The following is a 20,534-nucleotide window of genomic DNA, read 5'->3' on the forward strand; positions in this document are numbered from 1 at the left end:
TTCTTGGGCCAACCCACCATTCCCCCCCCCGCCCCCCGCCGGGGGGGGGGCGGCGGGGGGGTGGGGGGGGGGGGGCCCGGGGGGGGGGGGCGGGGGGCGCCGGCCCGCCCCCCCCCCCCCCCCCCCCCCCCCCCCCCCCCCCCGCCTCGGGTCACGCGAGCCCGGCCACCAGATCGGCGACGTCCTTGCGGCGGCCCGTGAAGAACGGGACCTCCTCGCGGACGTGCATCCGCGCCTCGGAGGCGCGCAGGTGCCGCATGAGGTCGACGATGCGGTACAGCTCGTCGGCCTCGAAGGCGAGGATCCACTCGTAGTCGCCGAGGGAGAACGAGGCGACCGTGTTGGCGCGCACGTCCGGGTAGCCGCGGGCCATCATGCCGTGGTCCTTGAGCATGCGACGGCGGTCCTCGTCGGGCAGCAGGTACCAGTCGTAGCTGCGCACGAAGGGGTAGACCGACACGTAATTGCGCGGGGTCTCGTCGGCGAGGAACGCCGGGATGTGCGACTTGTTGAACTCGGCCGGGCGGTGCAGCGCCATGTTCGACCAGACCGGCTCCAGGGCGCGGCCGAGCTTGGTACGGCGGAAGAGGTTGTACGCCTCCTGCAGCTGGTCGGCGGTCTCGGCGTGCCACCAGATCATGACGTCGGCGTCGGCACGGAGCCCGGAGACGTCGTAGGTGCCGCGGATGGTCACGTCCTTGGCGGCGAGCTGGTCGAACAGCTCCTGCACCTCGTCCGCGTAACCGGCCCGGTCCTCGGGGAGCACATCGCGCAGCTTGAAGACGGACCACAGCGTGTAGCGGATGACCTCGTTGAGGTCCTTGGCCTTCTTGCCGGCGTTCGGGATCTTCTCAGGGGCGTCACTCATGGCTCTATTCTCCCGCCCCGCCGAAGATGCTTTCGCCCGGGTTCACGTAGAGCAGACGGCGGGCGTCGAGGACCTGCCCGGCTGCCGTCGTCGCGCTCGCGATCACAGCGGGGATACCGACGCCGTCGTACGCGGCTCCGCAGACGGCCAGGCCCGCCAGCGGGGCGAGGTGGCCGCGGATCCGGGCGACCTTGGCCTGGTGGCCGACGGGGTACTGGGGCAGTCCGTCGTTCCAGCGGATCACCCGCGTGGCCACGGGGACGGCGGCCAGACCGACGGCGGCCTCCAGGTCCTCCCGGGAGATCGCGACGAGCTCGTCGTCGTCCCGGCGCAGGATCTCCGTCTCGCCGTACCGGCCGACGGAGGTGCGCACGACGGCGAGATCCGGGTCCTCGTCGGCGATCCACTGCCACTTCTGCGAGGCGAAGGTGGCGGCCTTGATGCGGTGCCCGTCGACGGGGGGCACGAGGAAGCCGCTGCCCTCGGGCAGGCCGATGTCCTTGCGGCGGTACACGAGCGCGGTCAGCGCCATGGAGGCGTACTCGATCGTGCGGAGTTCGGCGGCGGCCGAGGGGCTCACGTCGCCGAGGAGCCGCGCGGCCTGCGCGGCGGGCACGGCCACGACGACGCCGTCGGCGCGCAGCGGCTCGCCGTCGACGACGACGGTCCACGCCGGCCCTTCGCCCGCGCGCCGGACCTCACCGACCACCGCACCCGTGACGATCCGCCCGCCCTGTGACCGTACGGACTCCGCGACCGCCAACGGCAGTTGGCCGACACCGCCGGAGATCCCCATGAACACCGGCCCGCCGGCCGCGCTCGCGGCGGCCCGCTCCTGCAGCGCACGGACCCCGTCCAGCAGCGACGCGTGACCGCGCGCCGCCTCGTACAGCTGCGGCACCGCCATCCGCAACGAGATCTTGTACGCGTCCCCCGCGTACACCCCGCCGAGCAGCGGCTCGACGAGCCGGTCCACGACCTCGCGTCCGACGCGGGCCGCGACGTACTCGCCGACCGCCATGTCCTCGCCGACCTCGGTCGGCGGCAGCTCGCGGTCGCGCTCGATCCGGGCGAGCCCCTCCGCGGAGAGCACTCCGGTGAGCACCCCGGCGTCGGAGGGGACGCCCATCACATGGCCCTTCGGCATCGGCCGCAGCGCACCGCGCGTCCACAGCGAGGCGCTCGCCGTGGCCGGTGCCTGCAGCCGCTCGCCGAGGCCCACCTCGCGCGCGAGCGCGAGCGCCTCGGGGCGGCGCGCGAGCATGGACTCGGCACCGAGGTCCACCCGTACGCCCTCGATCTCCCCGGCGTGCAGCTTGCCGCCGAGCCGGTCGGAGGCCTCCAGAACCGTGACGCGGGCGCCGTGGCGCAGCAGCCGGTGGGCGGCGGTGAGCCCCGCGATGCCGCCGCCGATCACGACGATGTGTCCAGGTTCCGTACGTGTGTCCGTTTCGCGCATGGCTCCACCCTCTCAGATCCCGTACGGCGCCCTGGCAGGAGCCCCGGAGGCGCCCGTTCCGCCGCCGGACCGTGACCGCCTCGGAATCGATCGGCACCAAACGTTTCCCCGACCCTTGGCGTCGAAGGTGCAACAGCCAAGGGACCTTGGGGGGTTACTCACGATGCGCACCATGTCGGGTTGCAGGGGAAGAGGACGGCGGGGCACGGCAGTGGCCGCACTGCTCCTGAGCGTGATGCTCGCGGGGGCGGGCTGCGGCGCCGGCGGTGGCGATGCGAAGAGCGACGCGGGCGGGAAGGGCGTGGCCCAGGACGCGGAGGAAGGCGTCGCCAAGGGCGGCTCCGACGCCGCGAGCGGAGTCACCGACGAGAGCCGGGCCGAGGGCGGCAAGAAGGCCCAGAACCCCAAGCTCGCCCAGCACATCATCCGTACCGCGACCCTCCGCGTCCGGGTCGAGAGCGTGCCGACCGCGCTCGACAAGGTGCGGACCGCGGCCGCCGACGCCGGCGGGATCGTCGGCAGCGAGACAACGGACCGTGACGGCAAGGGACATGAGCGCTCGCGGATCGTGCTGCGTGTCCCGCAGGAGCAGTACGCCGACGTGCTGGAGGCCCTCGCGGGCACGGGCAGGCAGCTGGAGCGCTCCGAGAAGGCCCAGGACGTCACCGAGCAGGTCGTGGACGTCGACAGCCGGATCAAGACGCAGAAGGCGAGCGTCGCGCGGATCCGTGAGCTGATGGACAGGGCGACGAAGATCAGCGACGTGGTCACGCTGGAGGGCGAGTTGAGCACCCGCCAGGCCGACCTGGAGTCGCTCCTCGCCCAGCAGGCGTCGCTGAAGGACCGGACGAGCCTGGCGACGATCACCCTGCATCTCACCGAGACCGGTGAGAAGCCCGAGAAGAAGGACGACAGCGACCCCGGATTCCTCGACGCCCTGTCGGGCGGCTGGAACGCCTTGGTGAACGTGGTCAAGTGGATCCTGATCGTCCTCGCCGCCATCGCCCCGTGGGCGGCGGCCGCCGTGGTCCTGTACGTGCTGTGGCGGCTGCTCCCGCGCCGCGCGCGAACGGCCGTCTTCGGCGGCGGTGCGGGCACCTCGCGCCGGACGGGCGGTCAGCGCCCCGCGCGCCCCTGGCACGCGGCCGGGGAACGGTCCGCGTCCCCCGATCCCGGCCCCGCCGGTGATCCCGGATCCGCCAGTGATCCCGGCCCCGCCGGCGCCCCGGAGCGCCCTTCGGAGCCGGACGCCTGAGGTCCGCGCGCATCACCCGTTCGGCCCCGCACCGAGTGAGCCCGGGACTCCTGCCGTCCAAGCTGGCAGGAGTCCCGTTCCTCTCCCGGCCGCGAGGTGACGATGCCGCCTGCCCGCCGCAGCACCCGCACCGTGGTCCTCGCCGTCGTGGCGGTGGCGCTGCTGGTGATCGCGGCCGTGGCGGCGAGCGGCATCGGCAATCCGCTGCACGACTTCAGCCCGTACATGACGCGCGCCGCCGTGGCCGTGGTCTGCGCCGTCCTCGGCCTCTCGGTCATCGCCGCGCTGCTCCTGCGCCCCTCCCCCGCCCGCCCCCGCCGGCTCGGCTGGATGGCGCTGGTGGTGAGCGTGCTGTGCCTCCTCGCCACCGGGTCCATCTGGGTCGCGGCGGGCACGGGCCACTCGCTGGACAAGGCGCCGGGCGTGCGCGTGAACAACGCCGCCGAGACGCAGGCAGTCCTCGCGGCCCACGGCTACGGCAAGCGCAAGCCCGTCCGTACGGGCCTCATGATCGAAACCCTCGAGTTCACCGGCGCGAGCAACGTCCGGCTCACCGGATTCATCTGGCAGCATCTGCCGGCCGGCGAGGACGTGAAGCCGAACCTGGAGTTCCCCGACGCCATCGACGGCGGGGTGGGCGACGAGGTGTACCGGGACCCGACGCCCGAGGGCCAGGTGGTCGGCTGGCGACTGAAGGCCACCTTGCGCGAGTCCTTCGACTACGCGCACTACCCGCTGGACAACCAGGCGGTGTGGCTCGTCATGTGGCCGCGCACCGCGGGCACGGTGCTCGTACCCGACTTCTCCGCGTATCCGCCGTGGAACGCGGACGACAAGTTCGGTGTCTACCCCGGTCTCGTCGGCGGCGACTGGAACACGCAGTTCAGCACGTTCAGCCTGACCGAGGGCACCGAGCGCACCAACTACGGCCGGCCGGCGCACTCCATCGACGGCCAGGACGCCGAGCTGACCTTCTCCGTCGGGGTCGGACGGCAGTACGTGAGCCCGCTGCTCAACCGTCTCATCCCGCTGATCGTGATCACCCTGCTGGTCTTCGGGTCGCTGTTCGTCGTGACCACCGATTCCGACCGGCGCAGTCTGTCCGGCTTCAGCACCTGGGCCGTCATCGGCTTCTGCGGCTCGATGATGCTCGTGGTCTCCGTGCAGCACGGCACGCTGCGCTCGGAGACGGCGTCCGACGGGGTCGTGTACGCCGAGTACTTCTACTTCATCCTCTATCTGGTGATCGGCCTGGTCGCCCTGAACGTCATCGAACACACCTCGAAGAAACGCTTCCCCCTGGTCGACTGGCGCGGCAACGCCGCAGCCCGCCTCCTGTACTGGCCCGTCGTCACCGTGCTGCTCCTGACCGCGACCGTGTTCGGCCTCCTGCTGTGAGGCGACGCCCCAACCTCCCGAGAGGACACAGAACATGAGCCCCTGGACCATGCCCGTCGCCAAAGGCCGGGTCACCGCCAGGTACAAGAAGCCCGGCTCCTGGGCGGCCGGCTTCCACACGGGTGTCGACTTCGGCTGCCCGACCGGCACGCCGGTGAGCTCGGTCGGCCCGGGCACGGTCGTCGTCGCCGGCGACCAGGGCGCGTACGGGAACTGTGTGATCGTGCAGATGTCGGACGGCCGCTTCACGCTGTACGCGCACCTCAGCCGGGTCGATGTGAAGACCGGCCAGGGCGTGGCGGCCGGGCAGCGGCTCGGGCTCTCGGGCGCGACCGGCAATGTGACCGGGCCGCATCTGCACTTCGAGGCCCGGACCGCGAACCACTACAACGGTCATACGGACCCGATGGCGTATCTCGCGAGCCACGGGGTCGCGAAGGCCGGCGGCGCGAAGAAGTCCACGGTCAAGAAGGCGGCCGCGAAGAAGACGGCCGCGCGCAAGGCCCCGGCGAAGAAGGCGGCGCCGCGCGCGGCCCCGTACACCGTGAAGTCCGGGGACACGCTCGGCGCCATCGCGCAGTCCAAGCTGGGCAGCGCGGGCCGCTATCCGGAGATCGCCCGGCTCAACGGCATCGCGAACCCCGACCACATCACCGTCGGCCAGAAGCTGAAGCTGCCGCCGAAGTAGACCGGGCCCACCGAACGAGGAGCTTGCCGTGGCCGATCCGCTCAGCGCCGACGCCTTCCTCGCCGCGCTCAAGGGCGAGGGGCTCAAGGTCGTCGAGTACGACGGCTGGCGCAAACGCAACCGCAACCACAAGGGCAAGTGGGGCCCGGTGAACGGTGTGATGGTCCACCACACCGTCACCCGCGGCACCGCGGCCACCGTGAAGCTGTGCGTGGACGGGCACGGCGATCTGCCGGGCCCGCTGTGCCACGGCGTGATCGCCAAGGACGGCACGGTCCATGTGATCGGCTACGGCCGCGCCAACCACGCGGGGCTCGGCGACCCCGCCGTCCTCGACGCGGTGATCGCCGAGGGCCCGCTGCCCAAGGTCAGCGAGGCCTCCCAGGACGGCAACCGGCACTTCTACGGCTTCGAGTGCGAGAACCTCGGCGACGGCAAGGACCCCTGGCCGGCCGCACAGGTCGACGCGGTCGTACGGGTCTGCGCGGCGCTGTGCAAGGCGCACGGCTGGGGCACCACCGGGGCCACCTCGGTGATCGGGCACGCCGAGTGGCAGCCCGGCAAGATCGACCCCAGGGGTCCGGGCATCTCGATGGACTCCTTCCGTACGTCTGTCGCCGCGCGCCTGAACGCGCCGCCCGCGTACACGGTCCGCGAGGGCGACACCCTCGGCTGGATCGCCGAGGCGTACGGCACTTCCGTGGACGAACTCCGGCGCCTCAACCCCGGCATCAAGGACCCGGACAAGCTGTCGGTCGGCCAGACCGTGCACCTCCCCAACTGACCGCCGGTGCCGGGACGTAGCGTGAGGACATGAGCGAACGACTGGTGGTCATCGGCGGCGACGCGGCGGGGATGTCGGCCGCGTCCCAGGCACGCAGGCTGAAGGGTCCGGACGAGCTGGAGATCGTGGCGTTCGAGCGCGGTCACTTCACGTCGTTCTCGGCCTGCGGGATCCCGTACTGGGTGGGCGGCGAGGTCGCCGAGCGCGACGAGCTGATCGCCCGCACCCCCGAGGAGCACCGCGAGCGCGCCATCGATCTGCGGATGCGCACGGAGGTCGTCCGGATCGACGTGGCCGGACAGCGCGTCGTGGCACGGGACTTGGAGAGCGGCGAGGAGTACACGACCGCGTACGACAAGCTCGTGATCGCCACCGGAGCCCGGCCGGTCCGCCCGCAACTTCCCGGCATCGACGCCCCCGGTGTGCACGGCGTGCAGACGCTCGACGACGGCCAGGCGCTGCTCGACTCTCTGCGGCGCACCGAGGGCCGCAAGGCCGTGGTGGTCGGCGCGGGCTACATCGGCGTTGAGATGGCCGAGGCGATGACCAACCGTGGCTACGAGGTCACGGTCGTCAACCGCGGCGCCCAGCCCATGGCCACCCTCGACCCGGACATGGGCCGCCTGGTCGGCGAGGCGATGGCCGGGATGGGCGTCCGCATGGTGAACGACGCGGAGGTCACCAAGGTCCTGACCGGCGAGGACGGGCGGGTGCGCGCGGTCGCCACGGAGGACGCCGAGTACCCGGCCGACGTGGTGATCCTGGGGATCGGCGTACGGCCCGAGACCGGCCTCGCCCGCGCGGCGGGCCTGCCCGTCGGCGTGCACGGCGGTCTGCTCACGGACCGCGCGATGCGGGTGCGCGGCCACGCGGACATCTGGGCGGGCGGCGACTGCGTCGAGGTGCTCGACCTCGTCTCGGGCAGCGAACGCCACATCGCGCTCGGCACGCACGCCAACAAGCACGGCCAGATCATCGGCTCCAACGCGGGCGGCGGCTATGCCACGTTCCCGGGTGTCGTCGGTACGGCGGTCAGCAAGGTCTGCGACCTGGAGATCGCCCGCACGGGCCTGCGTGAGAAGGACGCGAAGGCGGCCGGACTGCAGTACGTGACGACGACGATCGAGTCGACGAGCCGCGCCGGCTACTACCCGGGCGCGGCCCTGATGACGGTCAAGATGCTCGCCGAGCGCCGCACGGGCCGCCTCCTCGGCCTGCAGATCGTGGGCCGCGAGGGCGCCGCGAAGCGCGTGGACATCGCGGCGGTCGCGCTGACGGCAGGCATGACGGTGGAACAGATGACGGCCCTCGACCTGGGGTACGCCCCGCCGTTCTCCCCCGTCTGGGACCCGGTCCTGGTGGCGGCGCGCAAGGCGGTCACGGCGGTACGGGCCGCGGGCTAGCCCCGGCCGAGCGGTGCGGGCCGTGCGGAGTGCACCCCGCGCGGCCCGCACCCGCCTCACCTCACGTCACCGCAGGATCGACTCCTCGTCCCCGTCCTCCTCGTCCATCTCCTCGTACGCCTCGTCGAGTTCCTCGATGGACGTCTGCGCCCAGCGGGCCAGGAGCGCCGGGCAGCCCCAGACGTCCGCGGCGAACGCACCCTGCGGCGCCGCGAACTCCCCCGGCGCGTACAGGTGGTCGAGGTGCGGCTTCATCCGCTCGCGCCGGAAGGTGCGGCGCAGGTCGGCATCCGGGTGCGCGTCGCCGTGCGGGCAGGCGTGGTCGAGCGGCTCCTGGTCGACGGTGCGCAGCAGCGCCCTGATCTCCCGCCCGACGCCGTACGGCAGATCGAGCAGCTCGGCGGTCCACAGGGCCAGGTGCAGCAGGACGAGCCGCTCGTGCGGTTCGGCGGTGTCCGCGTGGCGGCGGGCCGCCCACAGACCGGCGTTCTCGCCCGCCGTGCCGGACGCGTACTGGCTCTCGGCCGCGGCGATCACCTCGGTCAGCGCGGCGATGTCCAGCCGTCCGTCGGCGTGTACGAACCGGGCGTCGAGACCTTCGAGGTCCCGTGCGGCGAACAACTCACCGTGTCTCGGCCGCAGTTGCCCGAGCGCGTCCTCGGCCAGCTCCCGCAGGAAGCCCGGGCAGACCCAGAGCTCGGGTTCGCCGTCGTCGAGCTGCCCGGCGAGGTGCTGACGGCCGGCCGGGGTGCGCAACAGGACGGCGGTCTCGGCCTCGGACTCGTAATAGATCTCCTCGAGATCCGGGTGCTCGCCCTCCGCGTGCGGGCACGTGATCCCGTACGCGTCGAGCAGTTCGAGTGCCTGCTCCAGGCCCTCGATCATCGCGTCGTACACCGAGCGGTCCATGATGCGGTAGTAGACGTACGGCGTCGACACATGCTGCGTGACGATGTACCCGGCGACGAGTCCCCTGGTACTGCCCTCCCCCGGAGCACCGGCGTTGGCCTCGATGGTGGGGCCGGGCTCCATGGTCGGGTAGTCGTTGAGGAAGTCGAGGAGCGAGCCGACCTCGGACTCGTAGTCCTCGTCCTCGAAGTCCTCGAAGTCCTCGTAGGCGTCGTCGCTGTCGTCAGCCGACGCCCTGGATATCCGGCCCGCCGAGTACGGCGCGATCACGTCGGCCACGAGCCGGGCGACACCCGCCACGTTCCGCGGACACAGGTCGCCGTCCTGGCGCGGCGTCTCCTCGCTCTCGCCGATCAGGTACCAGCCGGACGGGGTGTCGTACTCGTCGAGCTCCGGCAACTCCCGCTCATACGCATGGCTTTCGTGCCCGCACGCACCTTCGTCCAGCGCGGCCGACGCGGCGAGCAGCGCGTCCACCGCGGCACGCGCCGTGCCGGGCGCCGGGCTCCACGCGAGGTACCGGGTCATCTCGGCGAGCCCGGCCACCCACACATGCGCCGTCCCACCCCCGGGTTCGGCGGTGAGACGGCGGATGCAGTCGAGGACTAGCGGCTCGGCCACCGACCGCTCGGTGGCCGCCCCCACGGGCTGCCACTGCTCGTACAGCGCGGCCGTGCGCGCGTCAGGAATAACGATCATGCACGGTACGACGTACGGCGTGGCGCCGGAGGTTCCTCGGTCAGCGCGCGGTCTGCGTGTGCACGTACTCCACGAGACGGGTCAGCGCGTCCGGGTCGGTGGAGGGCAGCACGCCGTGACCGAGGTTGAAGATGTGGCCCTCGAGACCCGCGGCTGCGTCGAGCACCTGACGGGTGCGCGCCTCTACGGCCTCGGTGGTGGAGAAGAGGACCGCCGGGTCCAGGTTGCCCTGCAGCGCCTTGCCGGGGCCGACGCGGCGGGCCGCCTCGTCCAGCGGCACCCGCCAGTCGACGCCCACCACGTCCGCGCCGGCCTCGCCGAGCAGCCCGAGCAGCTCACCGGTGCCGACACCGAAGTGGATGCGCGGCACCCCGTACGAGGCCACCGCGTCGAAGACCTTCGAGGACGCGGGCATGACCTGCGCGCGGTAGTCGGCGGGCGACAGGGCGCCGACCCACGAGTCGAAGAGCTGCACGGCGCTCGCGCCCGCCTCGATCTGCACCTTGAGGAAGGCGCCGGTGATGTCGGCGAGGCGGTCGAGCAGGTCGGCCCACAGCTGCGGGTCGCCGTACATCATGGCCTTGGTGTTCTCGTGATTGCGGGACGGGCCGCCCTCGACGAGATAGCTGGCGAGCGTGAACGGCGCACCGGCGAAACCGATCAGCGGCGTCTCGCCGAGCTCGGCGGTGAGCATCCCGATCGCCTCGGTCACGTACGTGACGTCCTCGGGGGTGAGGTCCCGCAGCCGCGCCAGGTCGGCGCGCGTACGGATCGGCTGCTCGACGACCGGACCGATGCCGGGCTTGATGTCGAGGTCGATCCCGATGGCCTTGAGCGGGACCACGATGTCGCTGAAGTAGATCGCCGCGTCCACGTTGTGCCGCCGCACGGGCTGCAGCGTGATCTCGGTGACGAGCTCCGGCATCATGCAGGACTCGAGCATCGCCGTGCCCTCGCGCACCTTGCGGTACTCGGGAAGCGAGCGGCCGGCCTGACGCATGAACCACACGGGCGTGTGCGGCACTTCCTCGCGCCGGCACGCCTTCATGAAGGCGGAATCGTACGTCTTGCTCTGCTTGCCCTCGGGGCTCTCCATGGCACTCACACCGGAAAGTCTCCCATGTGCCGTGAAGTGCCCGGCGCGGCCCGAGTGTCTGTGACTGCGCGAGCGCCCCGTTCCCCTTAATCTTCCCCGCATGGCTGCGGCGCAGGGACGACTGTCGGAAGGTGCTGAGGGGATGGACAGTACGGAGGCGAGCGCGGCGGATGCCGTACCGCTCCCGTTCGGCGCGGCCACGGACGCACTGCGCGGGGCGCGGCTGCGGCCGGAGATCGAGATCGAGCAGGTACCGGCGCCGAAGAAGCTGGCCCCGTACGCGTACGCCGTGGAAGCCGCCGTCGTCGACGACGGCAACGACCTCGCGGACGGCCGGCTCGTTCTGCTGCACGACCCGGCGGGGCACGACGCCTGGCAGGGCACGTTCCGTCTGGTGACGCTGGTGCGCGCGGAGCTCGAACCGGAGATGGCCGCGGATCCGCTGCTGCCGGAGGTCTGCTGGTCCTGGCTGACGGGTGCGCTGCAGGCCCGCGGGCTGACGTACGGGGAGCCGAGCGGCACCGTCACGCGGGCCGGTTCCCACTACTTCGGCGGCCTGTCCGAGCGTCCACCGGCCTCGCAGATCGAGATCCGCGCCTCGTGGACTCCCCGCGAGGGCATGGGCGGCGTCCCGGACACGGCCTCCCACCTGGCCGCCTGGTGCGACCTCCTGTGCCAGATCGCGGGGCTGCCGCCCGCCCAGACCCCGGACGCCTCGGTGGTCTCGCTGCCGCAGCGCCGCGGGCCGCAGGCGCACTGAGAGCCTGTTTCCGAACCCACGTACCCACGCCGGGGCCGTCACGCGGATGCGTGTGACGGCCCCGGCGTTCGCATGACGTGAGTGCGGTGTGGGCATGTGACCCGGTTTTCAGGGTCCCAAACAACCTCGTTTCACTAATTCGTGATCATTCGCTAAAGCCGGGCCGCCTCCCTGCCGAAGACGAACGTGACCCTGAAAGCACGGTTCGCCCGGCTTCTTCCCCACAGCCGGCTCCCCCGTCCCGCCACCCCAGGAGGCCTGGTGTCCGTTCTCCTCGAGCAGCCCGCAAGCCTGGTCGCCTACCGCCCGAACAAGCCGACCGCCATGGTCGTCGTGGCGGACCCGCGCGTCCGGTCCACCGTCACCCGTCACCTCTGGGCGCTCGGAGTCCGCGACGTCATCGAGGCGTCCTCGATCGCCGAGGCCCGTCCCCGCATCGGCAACCCGCGCGACATCTGCGTCGCCGATGTCCACCTGCCCGATGGTTCGGGCCTGACCCTGCTCTCCGAAACCCGCGCCGCGGGCTGGCCCAACGGGCTCGCCCTGTCGGCCGCCGATGACATCGGCGCCGTTCGCAATGCCCTCGCGGGCGGCGTGAAGGGCTATGTCGTCACCGGCACCCGTACCAACATCGGTCTGCCCACCCGGCACGGAGCCGCCCAGATCGGTGCGGCCGCCTCGCGGATGCACCGTCGTCCGCCGGGCGCTCCGAGCCACCCGGGCGGCTACCGCGAACTGTCCGGACGTGAGGTCGAGGTGCTGCGGCTGGTTGCGGAGGGCCAGTCCAACAAGGCGATCGGCGTCTCGATGGGCCTGTCCGCCCTGACCGTCAAGAGCCACCTCGCACGGATCGCCCGCAAGCTCGGCACGGGCGACCGGGCCGGCATGGTCGCGGTGGCCCTGCGGACCGGAATCATCCACTGATTCCTTTTCACACCGGTTCATACGCCCGCCGACGGAACGTTCCGTCGGCGGGCGCCGTTCATCCACGGATACCCTTACCAAGTGACCGACGCTCAAGAGACCGCAGAAGACAGCTCACTGCACGACAGCTCACTGCGAACCACCGGGGGCGGCCCTCCGGACGACGTCGCTCTTGACGAAGCGCCGCCGACCCCGCTGCTCGAACCCCGTGACGGCATTCCGCCGGTGATCGCCGACGCCGCCTCGCTCGCCGAGGTGGTCTCCGCTTTCGCCGCCGGGACCGGGCCCGTCGCCGTGGACGCCGAGCGGGCCTCCGGCTATCGCTACGGACAGCGCGCCTACCTCGTCCAGCTGCGCCGCGCCGGCGCCGGCTCCGCCCTGATCGACCCCGTCGCCTGCCCCGATCTGTCGGGGCTCGGCGAGGCGATCGGCGACGCGGAGTGGGTGCTGCACGCCGCCACCCAGGACCTGCCGTGCCTGCGCGAGATAGGCATGGTTCCCGCGCGCATCTTCGACACCGAGCTGGCCGGACGCCTCGCGGGCTTCCCGCGCGTCGGGCTCGGCGCGATGGTCGAGTCGGTGCTCGGCTTCGTCCTGGAGAAGGGGCACTCGGCGGTCGACTGGTCGACCCGGCCGCTGCCCGAGCCGTGGCTGCGCTACGCGGCGCTCGACGTGGAACTCCTGGTGGATCTGCGCGACGCGCTGGAGAAGGAGCTCGACCGGCAGGGCAAGCTCGACTGGGCGCACCAGGAGTTCGACGCGATCGCCTCGGCGCCGCCCGCGGCGCCGCGCAAGGATCCGTGGCGGCGCACGTCCGGGATGCACAAGGTGCGCAAGCGCCGGCAGATGGCTGTCGTACGGGAGCTGTGGAACGCGCGGGACCGGATCGCGCAGCGCCGTGACGTCTCGCCCGGCAAGGTGCTCAGCGACACCGCGATCGTCGAGGCGGCGCTCGGGCTGCCGGTGAACGTGCACGCACTGAGCGCGCTGAACGGGTTCGGGCACCGGATGGGGCGGCGCCAGCTGGAGCAGTGGCAGGCCGCCGTCGACCGCGCGAAGGCGCTGCCCGACGTGGAGCTGCCGCAGCCGGGCCAGCCGCACGCCGGCCCCCCGCCGCCGCGCTCCTGGGCCGACCGCGACCCGGTCGCCGCGGCCCGGCTGGCCGCGGCGCGCGCCGCGGTGATCGAGCTCGCGGAGCGGCTGAACATGCCGCAGGAGAACCTGATCACCCCGGACACGGTGCGCCGCCTGTGCTGGGAGCCGCCGGCGACGGTGGACGCGGACACGGTTTCCGCGGTGCTCACGTCGCACGGGGCGCGTGCCTGGCAGGTCGAGCAGGTGACTCCGGTGCTGGTGGCGGCGCTGTCGGCGGCCTCCTGACCCAGGTGTGAGCGGTGCCCCGCAGCCGGCCGGCTGCGGGGCACCGCTTTTTTGTGCCTACTCGACGACGAGGTTCACCGGGATGTTGCCGCGGGTCGCGTTCGAGTACGGGCAGACCTGGTGCGTGGCGTCGAGCAGCGCGCGGCCCTGGTCGGCCTCGATCGTGTCGGGCATCTCGACGCGGAGGGTGACCTCCAGGCCGAAGCCGCCCGCGTCGTTCTTGAGCAGACCGACCTCGGCCGTCACCGAGACGTCCGAGACGTCGATCTTCTGCTGACGGGCGACGAGCTGCATCGCGCTGGCGAAACAGGCCGCGTAGCCGGTCGCGAAGAGCTGCTCGGGGTTGGTGCCCGAGCCGTCGCCGCCGAGCTCCACGGGGTGGGACAGCTTGAGGTCGAGCTTGCCGTCGGAGGTGACCGCGCGGCCCTCCCGGCCGGATGCCGTTGCCACCGCGGTGTACAGAGCGCTCATGGGGTTCCTCCCGGATACGGTTCACACACCGAACAGACAGGTCTGTCTGTTCGCATGCTCAGCAGACTAGACAGACCTGTCTGGTACGGTCAAGTCATGGCCGGAACATCTTCGAAGAGCCCCGCTCGGACCCGAGTCCTCGACACCGCGACCCGCCTCTTCTACGCGGAGGGGGTGCACTCGGTCGGGATCGACCGGATCATCGCGGAGGCCGGGGTCGCGAAGGCGACGTTCTACCACCACTTCCCGGCCAAGGACGCCCTCGTACAGGCCTATGTGCGCGAGCAGACGCGGCAGCAGCGCGAGGCCGTCGACGAACTGACGGCCGAGGGGCCGCGCGAGAAGGTGCTCGCCGTGTTCGACCGGATGGGACAGGTGGGGGCGCTCGACGACTTCCGTGGCTGCCCGTTCATCAACGCGGCGGCCGAGTACCCGGACCCGGCGCACCCGGTGCGGCAGGCCGTCGAGGAGTACCGGGCCTGGTTCCGCGAGCTGATGCGGGAGCTGCTCGCCGAGGCCGGGGATCCGGACGCCGGACGGACCGCCGACCTGCTGATGCTGATCCGCGACGGACTCGCCGTGGCCTGCGATCTGGACGGCCCGGCCGCCCCCCGCTCGCTCGCGCGCGACGCCGTGCTGCGGGTGCTCGACGCGGTGCCCGCCGCCGCCTGATCCGGGGCCCGGCGGGTGTGACCTTCGCCGCTCCGGGCCGGTGCACTGTCGTCATTGGTTACCGGCAAGTAGCATGCAGAGGTGAGCGCGCGCTCAGGCGTGTGCGTACGCAGCGATCCCGCACCCCCTGGAGGAGAGCCATCGTGCCTCGTACCGTCAAGGAAGTCGTCTTCGTAGACGGCGTCCGCACCCCGTTCGGCAAGGCGGGCCCGAAGGGCATCTACCACGAGACCCGCGCCGACGACCTCGTCGTGAAGGCCATCCGGGAGCTGCTGCGCCGCAACCCGAACCTGGACCCGGCGAAGATCGACGAGGTGGCCATCGCCGCCACCACGCAGATCGGCGACCAGGGTCTGACCCTCGGCCGTACCGCGGGCATCCTGGCGGGTCTGCCGCAGTCCGTGCCCGGTTACTCGATCGACCGCATGTGCGCGGGCGCCCTGACCGCCGTGACCTCGGTCGCGGGCAGCGTCGCCTTCGGTGCGTACGACGCCGCCATCGCCGGTGGTGTCGAGCACATGGGCCGTCACCCCATGGGTGAGGGCGTCGACCCCAACCCGCGCTTCGTCAGCGAGAAGCTGGTCGACGAGTCCGCCCTGTTCATGGGCATGACCGCCGAGAACCTGCACGACCGCTACCCGACGATCACCAAGCAGCGCTCCGACGAGTACGCCGTGCGCTCGCAGGAGAAGGCCGCCAAGGCCTACGCCGACGGCAAGATCCAGGAAGACCTGGTGCCGATCGCGATCCGCCGTACCTCGCCCGAGGGCGGCGAGACGGGCTGGGGCCTGGCCACCGCCGACGAGCCGATGCGCCCGGGCACCACGCTGGAGAGCCTGGCCGGTCTGAAGACCCCGTTCCGTACGCACGGCCGGGTCACCGCCGGCAACGCGGCCGGTCTGAACGACGGCGCCACCGCCTCGCTCATCGCGTCCGAGGACTTCGCTCGCGAGCACAACCTGCCGGTCAAGATGCGCCTCGTGTCGTACGCCTTCGCCGGTGTCGAGCCGGAGGTCATGGGCTACGGCCCGATCCCGGCCACCGAGAAGGCCCTCGCGCAGGCCGGTCTGTCCATCGAGGACATCGGCCTCTTCGAGATCAACGAGGCCTTCGCCGTGCAGGTGCTCGCGTTCCTGGAGCACTACGGCATCGCCGACGACGACGCGCGCGTCAACCAGTACGGCGGCGCCATCGCGTACGGCCACCCGCTCGCCTCCTCCGGTGTGCGTCTGATGACGCAGCTGGCGCGGCAGTTCGAGGACCAGCCGCAGGTGCGGTACGGCCTCACCACCATGTGCGTCGGCTTCGGCATGGGCGCGACCGTCATCTGGGAGAACCCCCACTGGGAGGGCAAGTGAGCACCACCGCCGAGCTTCTGAAGGGTGCTGCCGCGCTCTTCCCGGACGAGGTCGTCACGCAGGCGCACGTACGTCACCTGGACCTGCCGTACGGCGCCGGGCGTTTCGCGCTGATCACGCTGGACAACGGCCTGGACCACACCAAGCCGACCACCTTCGGCCCGCAGTCGCTTGCCAACCTCGACGTGGCGATCAGCCAGGTCGAGAAGGAGGCCGCCGCCGGTGAGATCGTCGCCGTCGGTCTGACCGGCAAGCCGTTCATCTTCGCCGTCGGCGCCGACCTCAAGGGCGTCGAGCTGCTCAAGCAGCACTCCGACGCGCTGGCCATCGGCAAGGGCGGGCACGACGTCTTCAAGCGTCTGGCCGCGCTGGCCGTGCCGACCTTCGCGTACTACAACGGTGCCGCGATGGGCGGCGGTGTCGAGGTCGGTCTGCACTGCACCTACCGCACCGTCTCGAAGGCCATCCCGGCGTTCTCGCTGCCCGAGGTCTTCCTCGGTCTGGTCCCCGGCTGGGGCGGCTGCGCACTGCTGCCGAACCTGATCGGCGCCCAGAAGGCCGTCTCGGTCATCATCGAGAACTCTCTCAACCAGAACCGCCAGCTCAAGGGCAAGCAGGTCTTCGAACTCGGCATCGCGGACGCGATCTTCGAGGGTGCGGACTTCCTGGAGCAGTCGCTGCTGTGGACGGCCTCCGTCCTCAAGGGCGACGTCACGGTCGAGCGTCCCGAGATCGACCGCGGCGAGGCCTGGGACCAGGCCGTCGCGCACGGCCGGTTCATCGCGGACAGCAAGGTGCACGGCGCGGCCCCGGCCGCGTACCGCGCCCTCGAGATCATCGAGGCCGCCAAGTCCGGCGACCTGCAGGCGGGCTTCGACGCCGAGGACCAGGCCCTGGCCGACCTCATCATGGGCGGCGAACTGCGCTCCGGCATCTACGCGTTCAACCTGGTCCAGAAGCGCGGCAAGCGTCCCGCGGGCGCCCCGTCCAAGGACCTGGCCCGCCCGGTCACCAAGGTCGGCGTCGTGGGTGCGGGCCTGATGGCCTCGCAGCTCGCGCTGCTCTTCCTGCGCCGCCTCGAGGTGCCGGTCGTGCTGACCGACATCGACCAGGAGCGCATCGACAAGGGCGTGGGTTACGTCCACGGCGAGATCGACAAGCTGCTCCTCAAGTCCCGTATCAACCAGGACAAGGCCAACCGCCTCAAGGCCCTGGTGACCGGTGTCCTGGACAAGGCTTCCGGATTCTCCGACGCCGACTTCATCATCGAGGCCGTCTTCGAGGAGATGGGCGTCAAGCAGCAGGTGTTCGCGGAGGTCGAGGCTGTCGCCCCGGCGCACGCGATCCTCGCGACCAACACCTCGTCGCTGTCGATCACCGAGATGGCCTCGAAGCTCAAGCACCCCGAGCGTGTGGTCGGCTTCCACTTCTTCAACCCGGTCGCCGTTCTCCCGCTCCTGGAGATCGTGCGCGGCGAGAAGACCGACGACGCCTCCCTGGCCACGGCCTTCGGTGTCGCCAAGAAGCTGAAGAAGACCGCGGTTCTGGTGAAGGACGCCCCGGCGTTCGTCGTCAACCGCATCCTCACCCGCTTCATGGGCGAGATCCAGAACGTGATCGACGAGGGCACCCCGGTCGCGGTCGCCGAGAAGGCCGTCGAGCCGCTCGGCCTCCCGATGTCCCCGCTGGTCCTCCTGGAGCTGGTCGGCCCGGCCATCGGCCTGCACGTCTCGGAAACCCTGAACCGCTCCTTCCCGGACCGCTTCAAGGTCTCCCCGAACCTCGCGGCGGTCGTCAAGGCCGGCAAGCGCGGCTTCTACGTCTACGACAGCGGCAAGCCCGAGCTCGACCCCGAGGTCGCGGCGCTGCTGGTCCAGGGCGACGTCGTCCTGGACGAGGAGCAGGTGCGGGCCCGCGTGCTCGACGCGGTGGCGCAGGAGATCGGCCTCATGCTCGACGAGGGCGTCGTCGCCGAGGCCCAGGACATCGACCTGTGCCTGATCACGGGGGCGGGGTGGCCGTTCCACCTCGGTGGCGTGACGCCGTACCTGGACCGTGAAGGGGTCTCGGAGCGGGTGAACGGGAAGAAGTTCCTGGCGCCTGGGGTTGCTTCGGTTCCGGCGTAACCTTCGCGAGCTGTTGAGAGGAGGGCACACCCCACGGGGTGTGCCCTCCTCCTCGTTGAGGTCCGTGTTTCGCCCTACCCCTTGATCAGCCCTCGGTTTCCCGTGGTCAAATAGTGCGCGCCTGCACCGGGGGCGGAATCAGCAGGTCAGGTCGGTATGAACTCTTGGGGGAGCGATGGTGCGCGCACGCGTATGGCTGTATGCCTGTTGGGCGTTGGTGATGGCGGTCCTGCTGGTGGCGGTGGCCCCGGCTCCGGCCATCGCGCTGACCACGGTTCCGGGTGATCAGGCGAACCGCGCCTACACTCACGAGTCGGTCCGGTCGATGACCTGGAACCTGTGCGGTGAGGCCGGTGGATCCCTGCCGTCGAGCGGTGGCTTCTGCCCGTTCCGCAACGATCCCGAGGCCAAGGCGGCAGGGGTCGCCGAGGTCGTGCGGGCCCGCGGTCTCAATACCGTCATGTTGCAGGAAGTCTGCTCGGGTCCGTTCCTTGAAGGCCTCAACAGCGGAACGCGCGCACCGAGTCAACTCGACCAGATCGCGGCCGCGTTGGGGCCGGAGTGGTCGTTCGAATGGACCGAGGTCTGGCGGCCTGCCAATGCAGCCTTCCCCGACGGTTCGTCGTACTGCCGTGGCGGTCTCACCGGGACTCTCGGTGTCGCGATCGGCGTCAAAGGGGACATCAACTGGACCAAGGCCAAGGTGATGCCCGTCCCCATCGACACCTTGCAGAACCGCACCAAGGTCCTCTGCGTCGAAGCGAGCGGCTGGGAGAACCACATCTGCACCGCACATGTCGCCAACTTCGACGAGGACGCACGTCGGGGCCGGATGACGCAGGCGGAGGCCAATTCTCTCTTCGCCGCCCAGATCGAGACCGTCCGCTCCACGGTCGCGGAGTTCCCCTCCGTCGTATTGGGCGGCGACTTCAACACGCAAGTAAGGGACAAGCTTCAGCCTCTGTACAGCGCACTCGCGGAATGTGACCAGCAGTCGTACGGCCCTGCTGACGCGAGCAATGAACCCACCCACTTCACGCCCGCCGTCGACAGCGCAGACGCCCAAGGAGCGATCACCGATCCCTCCTACTACCCGTCCAAGATCGACTACCTGTTCTCCACCGCAGGATTCACCGGCTGCGACTCATGGACTCAGAAGGCCGACCAGGCCGACTACACACCTGCAGCTCAGCCCTCCTGCAACACTGTCGCCGACCCGGTGGTCTGCACTCCGACAGGAATCTCCGACCACACGCCCCTGTACGGGCACACCAGGGGCGGCCCGGAGCTCTCCTGGTCCCTGGACGGGAGCGCGTCCGGTGGATCAGGTGGTCACCAGGGAACCCTGAGCGGCGGGGCAAGTTGGACCTCGGACCACGGCGGCGCCATCGCCCTGGACGGCTCCACCGGAACCGTGGAGTCGTCCGGCCCGGTACTTGACACCTCCCGCAGCTTCACCGTCTCGGCCTGGGCCAAGGTCGCCCCGGACGCGCCGACGTCCGTGGTCCTCTCCCAGGACGGCAGCAAGATCAGTGGCGTGATGCTCTGGTACAACCAGGGTGACTCCACTTGGCGGTTCGCCCTGCCCAAAACGGACAGCACCGGCTGGAGCGTCGACCAGGCCGTCTCCCAGTCGCCCGCAAAAACCGGAGTGTGGACACGGCTCACCGGCGTGTACGACGCGGTCTCAGGCGCTGTCGTGCTCTACGTCGACGGAGTGGAAGCCGGCCGCGCGACGCACTCGACCCCCTGGCAGGCAACTGGTCCCTTCGTGGTCGGGCGAGACCTCGTCAACGGTTCCGAGAACGCCTTCTGGAAGGGCGCGATCCAGCAGGTCGAGACCTACGACTACCCGATGACCGCAAGCGCTGTGGCCTCGCACGCCCGCGTGCTGACTCCGCCGACCGGCACCACCACGCAACCGGCCTCGACCTCTCCGGGCTGCCACCAGGCAGGCGGCTACAGCACTGTGTCCGGCCTGAAGCCGCAACTCACCGCGCGCGTCACCCATCCCGATCCTTCCAGAGAGGTCTGGGCCGAGTTCTCGATCTGGGACAACACCGACCCGAGCCGTCCGCAGCCCATCCACATGGGCGGACCAGGGTCGGCAAGTGCGAAGGTCAAGGGCGGCGGATCGGTCTCCGTTTCCGTTCCCGAGCTTGTCGACGGCCACTCGTACGGCTGGTACGTCCGCGCTGCCGACGGCTCGACCACGTCGCCGACCACCGCCGTGTGCCACTTTCGGGCCACAGTCGGCTGAGCAACGGCGGCGGGGCGGCCGCTC

17 protein-coding genes are annotated in these 20,534 nt (G+C 70.9%); 12 read left to right on the forward strand and 5 right to left on the reverse strand.

Annotation, left to right across the window (positions count from 1 at the left end):
* Positions 1-151: 151 nt before the first annotated feature.
* A complete protein-coding gene (hemQ, locus tag ACIBI4_RS24155; protein WP_399206093.1) occupies positions 152-868 on the reverse strand; it encodes a hydrogen peroxide-dependent heme synthase in 717 nt (238 codons plus the stop codon).
* Positions 869-872: 4 nt separating this feature from the next.
* Positions 873-2,327, reverse strand: a complete 1,455-nt coding sequence (hemG, locus tag ACIBI4_RS24160; RefSeq protein WP_399206094.1) for a protoporphyrinogen oxidase — start codon at positions 2,325-2,327, stop codon at positions 873-875.
* A gap of 211 nt (positions 2,328-2,538) precedes the next feature.
* On the opposite strand from hemG, the gene ACIBI4_RS24165 reads away from it, so the two are divergent.
* The 5 genes from ACIBI4_RS24165 to ACIBI4_RS24185 all read left to right on the forward strand — a co-directional run bounded on the left by ACIBI4_RS24165 (position 2,539) and on the right by ACIBI4_RS24185 (position 7,855).
* Entirely contained in the window at positions 2,539-3,582 is a 1,044-nt protein-coding gene (locus ACIBI4_RS24165; RefSeq protein ID WP_399206095.1) for a DUF4349 domain-containing protein, read from the forward strand.
* Between the two features lie 102 nt (positions 3,583-3,684).
* Complete coding sequence (locus ACIBI4_RS24170; protein WP_399206096.1) at positions 3,685-4,980, forward strand: hypothetical protein; 1,296 nt, start codon at positions 3,685-3,687, stop codon at positions 4,978-4,980.
* 34 nt (positions 4,981-5,014) lie between these two features.
* Entirely contained in the window at positions 5,015-5,668 is a 654-nt protein-coding gene (locus tag ACIBI4_RS24175; protein WP_399206097.1) for a peptidoglycan DD-metalloendopeptidase family protein, read from the forward strand.
* 28 nt (positions 5,669-5,696) lie between these two features.
* Positions 5,697-6,452 (forward strand): N-acetylmuramoyl-L-alanine amidase, encoded by a 756-nt coding sequence (locus ACIBI4_RS24180; protein WP_399206098.1) that lies wholly within the window; start codon positions 5,697-5,699, stop codon positions 6,450-6,452.
* A gap of 29 nt (positions 6,453-6,481) precedes the next feature.
* Positions 6,482-7,855 (forward strand): FAD-dependent oxidoreductase, encoded by a 1,374-nt coding sequence (locus ACIBI4_RS24185; RefSeq protein ID WP_399206099.1) that lies wholly within the window; start codon positions 6,482-6,484, stop codon positions 7,853-7,855.
* Positions 7,856-7,921: 66 nt separating this feature from the next.
* On the opposite strand, the gene ACIBI4_RS24190 is transcribed toward ACIBI4_RS24185, so the two are convergent.
* Both ACIBI4_RS24190 and hemE read right to left on the reverse strand, forming a co-directional pair.
* Positions 7,922-9,463, reverse strand: a complete 1,542-nt coding sequence (locus tag ACIBI4_RS24190) for a hypothetical protein (RefSeq protein ID WP_399206100.1) — start codon at positions 9,461-9,463, stop codon at positions 7,922-7,924.
* Between the two features lie 40 nt (positions 9,464-9,503).
* On the reverse strand, positions 9,504-10,568 hold the full coding sequence (hemE, locus tag ACIBI4_RS24195) for a uroporphyrinogen decarboxylase (RefSeq protein WP_399206101.1): 1,065 nt from the start codon (positions 10,566-10,568) through the stop codon (positions 9,504-9,506).
* Positions 10,569-10,659: 91 nt separating this feature from the next.
* On the opposite strand from hemE, the gene ACIBI4_RS24200 reads away from it, so the two are divergent.
* From ACIBI4_RS24200 to ACIBI4_RS24210, 3 genes are all read left to right on the forward strand, one after another.
* Complete coding sequence (locus tag ACIBI4_RS24200) at positions 10,660-11,319, forward strand: DUF3000 domain-containing protein (RefSeq protein WP_399206102.1); 660 nt, start codon at positions 10,660-10,662, stop codon at positions 11,317-11,319.
* A 261-nt stretch (positions 11,320-11,580) separates the two neighbouring features.
* A complete protein-coding gene (locus ACIBI4_RS24205; protein ID WP_052575743.1) occupies positions 11,581-12,243 on the forward strand; it encodes a response regulator transcription factor in 663 nt (220 codons plus the stop codon).
* 81 nt (positions 12,244-12,324) lie between these two features.
* Positions 12,325-13,623, forward strand: coding sequence for a ribonuclease D (locus ACIBI4_RS24210; protein WP_399206103.1), 1,299 nt, complete (start codon positions 12,325-12,327; stop codon positions 13,621-13,623).
* Between the two features lie 57 nt (positions 13,624-13,680).
* On the opposite strand, the gene ACIBI4_RS24215 is transcribed toward ACIBI4_RS24210, so the two are convergent.
* Positions 13,681-14,094 carry an organic hydroperoxide resistance protein gene (locus tag ACIBI4_RS24215; protein ID WP_399206104.1) on the reverse strand — a complete coding sequence of 138 codons (414 nt, stop codon included), beginning with the start codon at positions 14,092-14,094 and terminating at the stop codon, positions 13,681-13,683.
* A 96-nt stretch (positions 14,095-14,190) separates the two neighbouring features.
* Here ACIBI4_RS24215 and ACIBI4_RS24220 point away from each other — a divergent pair, with 96 nt between their 5' ends.
* The 4 genes from ACIBI4_RS24220 (at position 14,191) to ACIBI4_RS24235 (ending at position 20,510) form a co-directional block, all read left to right on the forward strand.
* The gene (locus ACIBI4_RS24220) at positions 14,191-14,766 is read left to right on the forward strand and encodes a TetR/AcrR family transcriptional regulator (protein WP_399206105.1); all 576 of its coding nucleotides are present in this window, start codon (positions 14,191-14,193) and stop codon (positions 14,764-14,766) included.
* 143 nt (positions 14,767-14,909) lie between these two features.
* Entirely contained in the window at positions 14,910-16,124 is a 1,215-nt protein-coding gene (locus tag ACIBI4_RS24225) for a thiolase family protein (RefSeq protein ID WP_399206106.1), read from the forward strand.
* Positions 16,121-18,250, forward strand: a complete 2,130-nt coding sequence (locus tag ACIBI4_RS24230; RefSeq protein WP_399206107.1) for a 3-hydroxyacyl-CoA dehydrogenase NAD-binding domain-containing protein — start codon at positions 16,121-16,123, stop codon at positions 18,248-18,250. Before ACIBI4_RS24225 ends, ACIBI4_RS24230 begins: the two co-directional genes overlap by 4 nt.
* A 178-nt stretch (positions 18,251-18,428) precedes the next feature.
* On the forward strand, positions 18,429-20,510 hold the full coding sequence (locus tag ACIBI4_RS24235; RefSeq protein WP_399206108.1) for a LamG-like jellyroll fold domain-containing protein: 2,082 nt from the start codon (positions 18,429-18,431) through the stop codon (positions 20,508-20,510).
* Positions 20,511-20,534 lie beyond the last annotated feature (24 nt).

This window comes from Streptomyces sp. NPDC050418, assembly GCF_044458745.1.
Classification (GTDB): domain Bacteria; phylum Actinomycetota; class Actinomycetes; order Streptomycetales; family Streptomycetaceae; genus Streptomyces.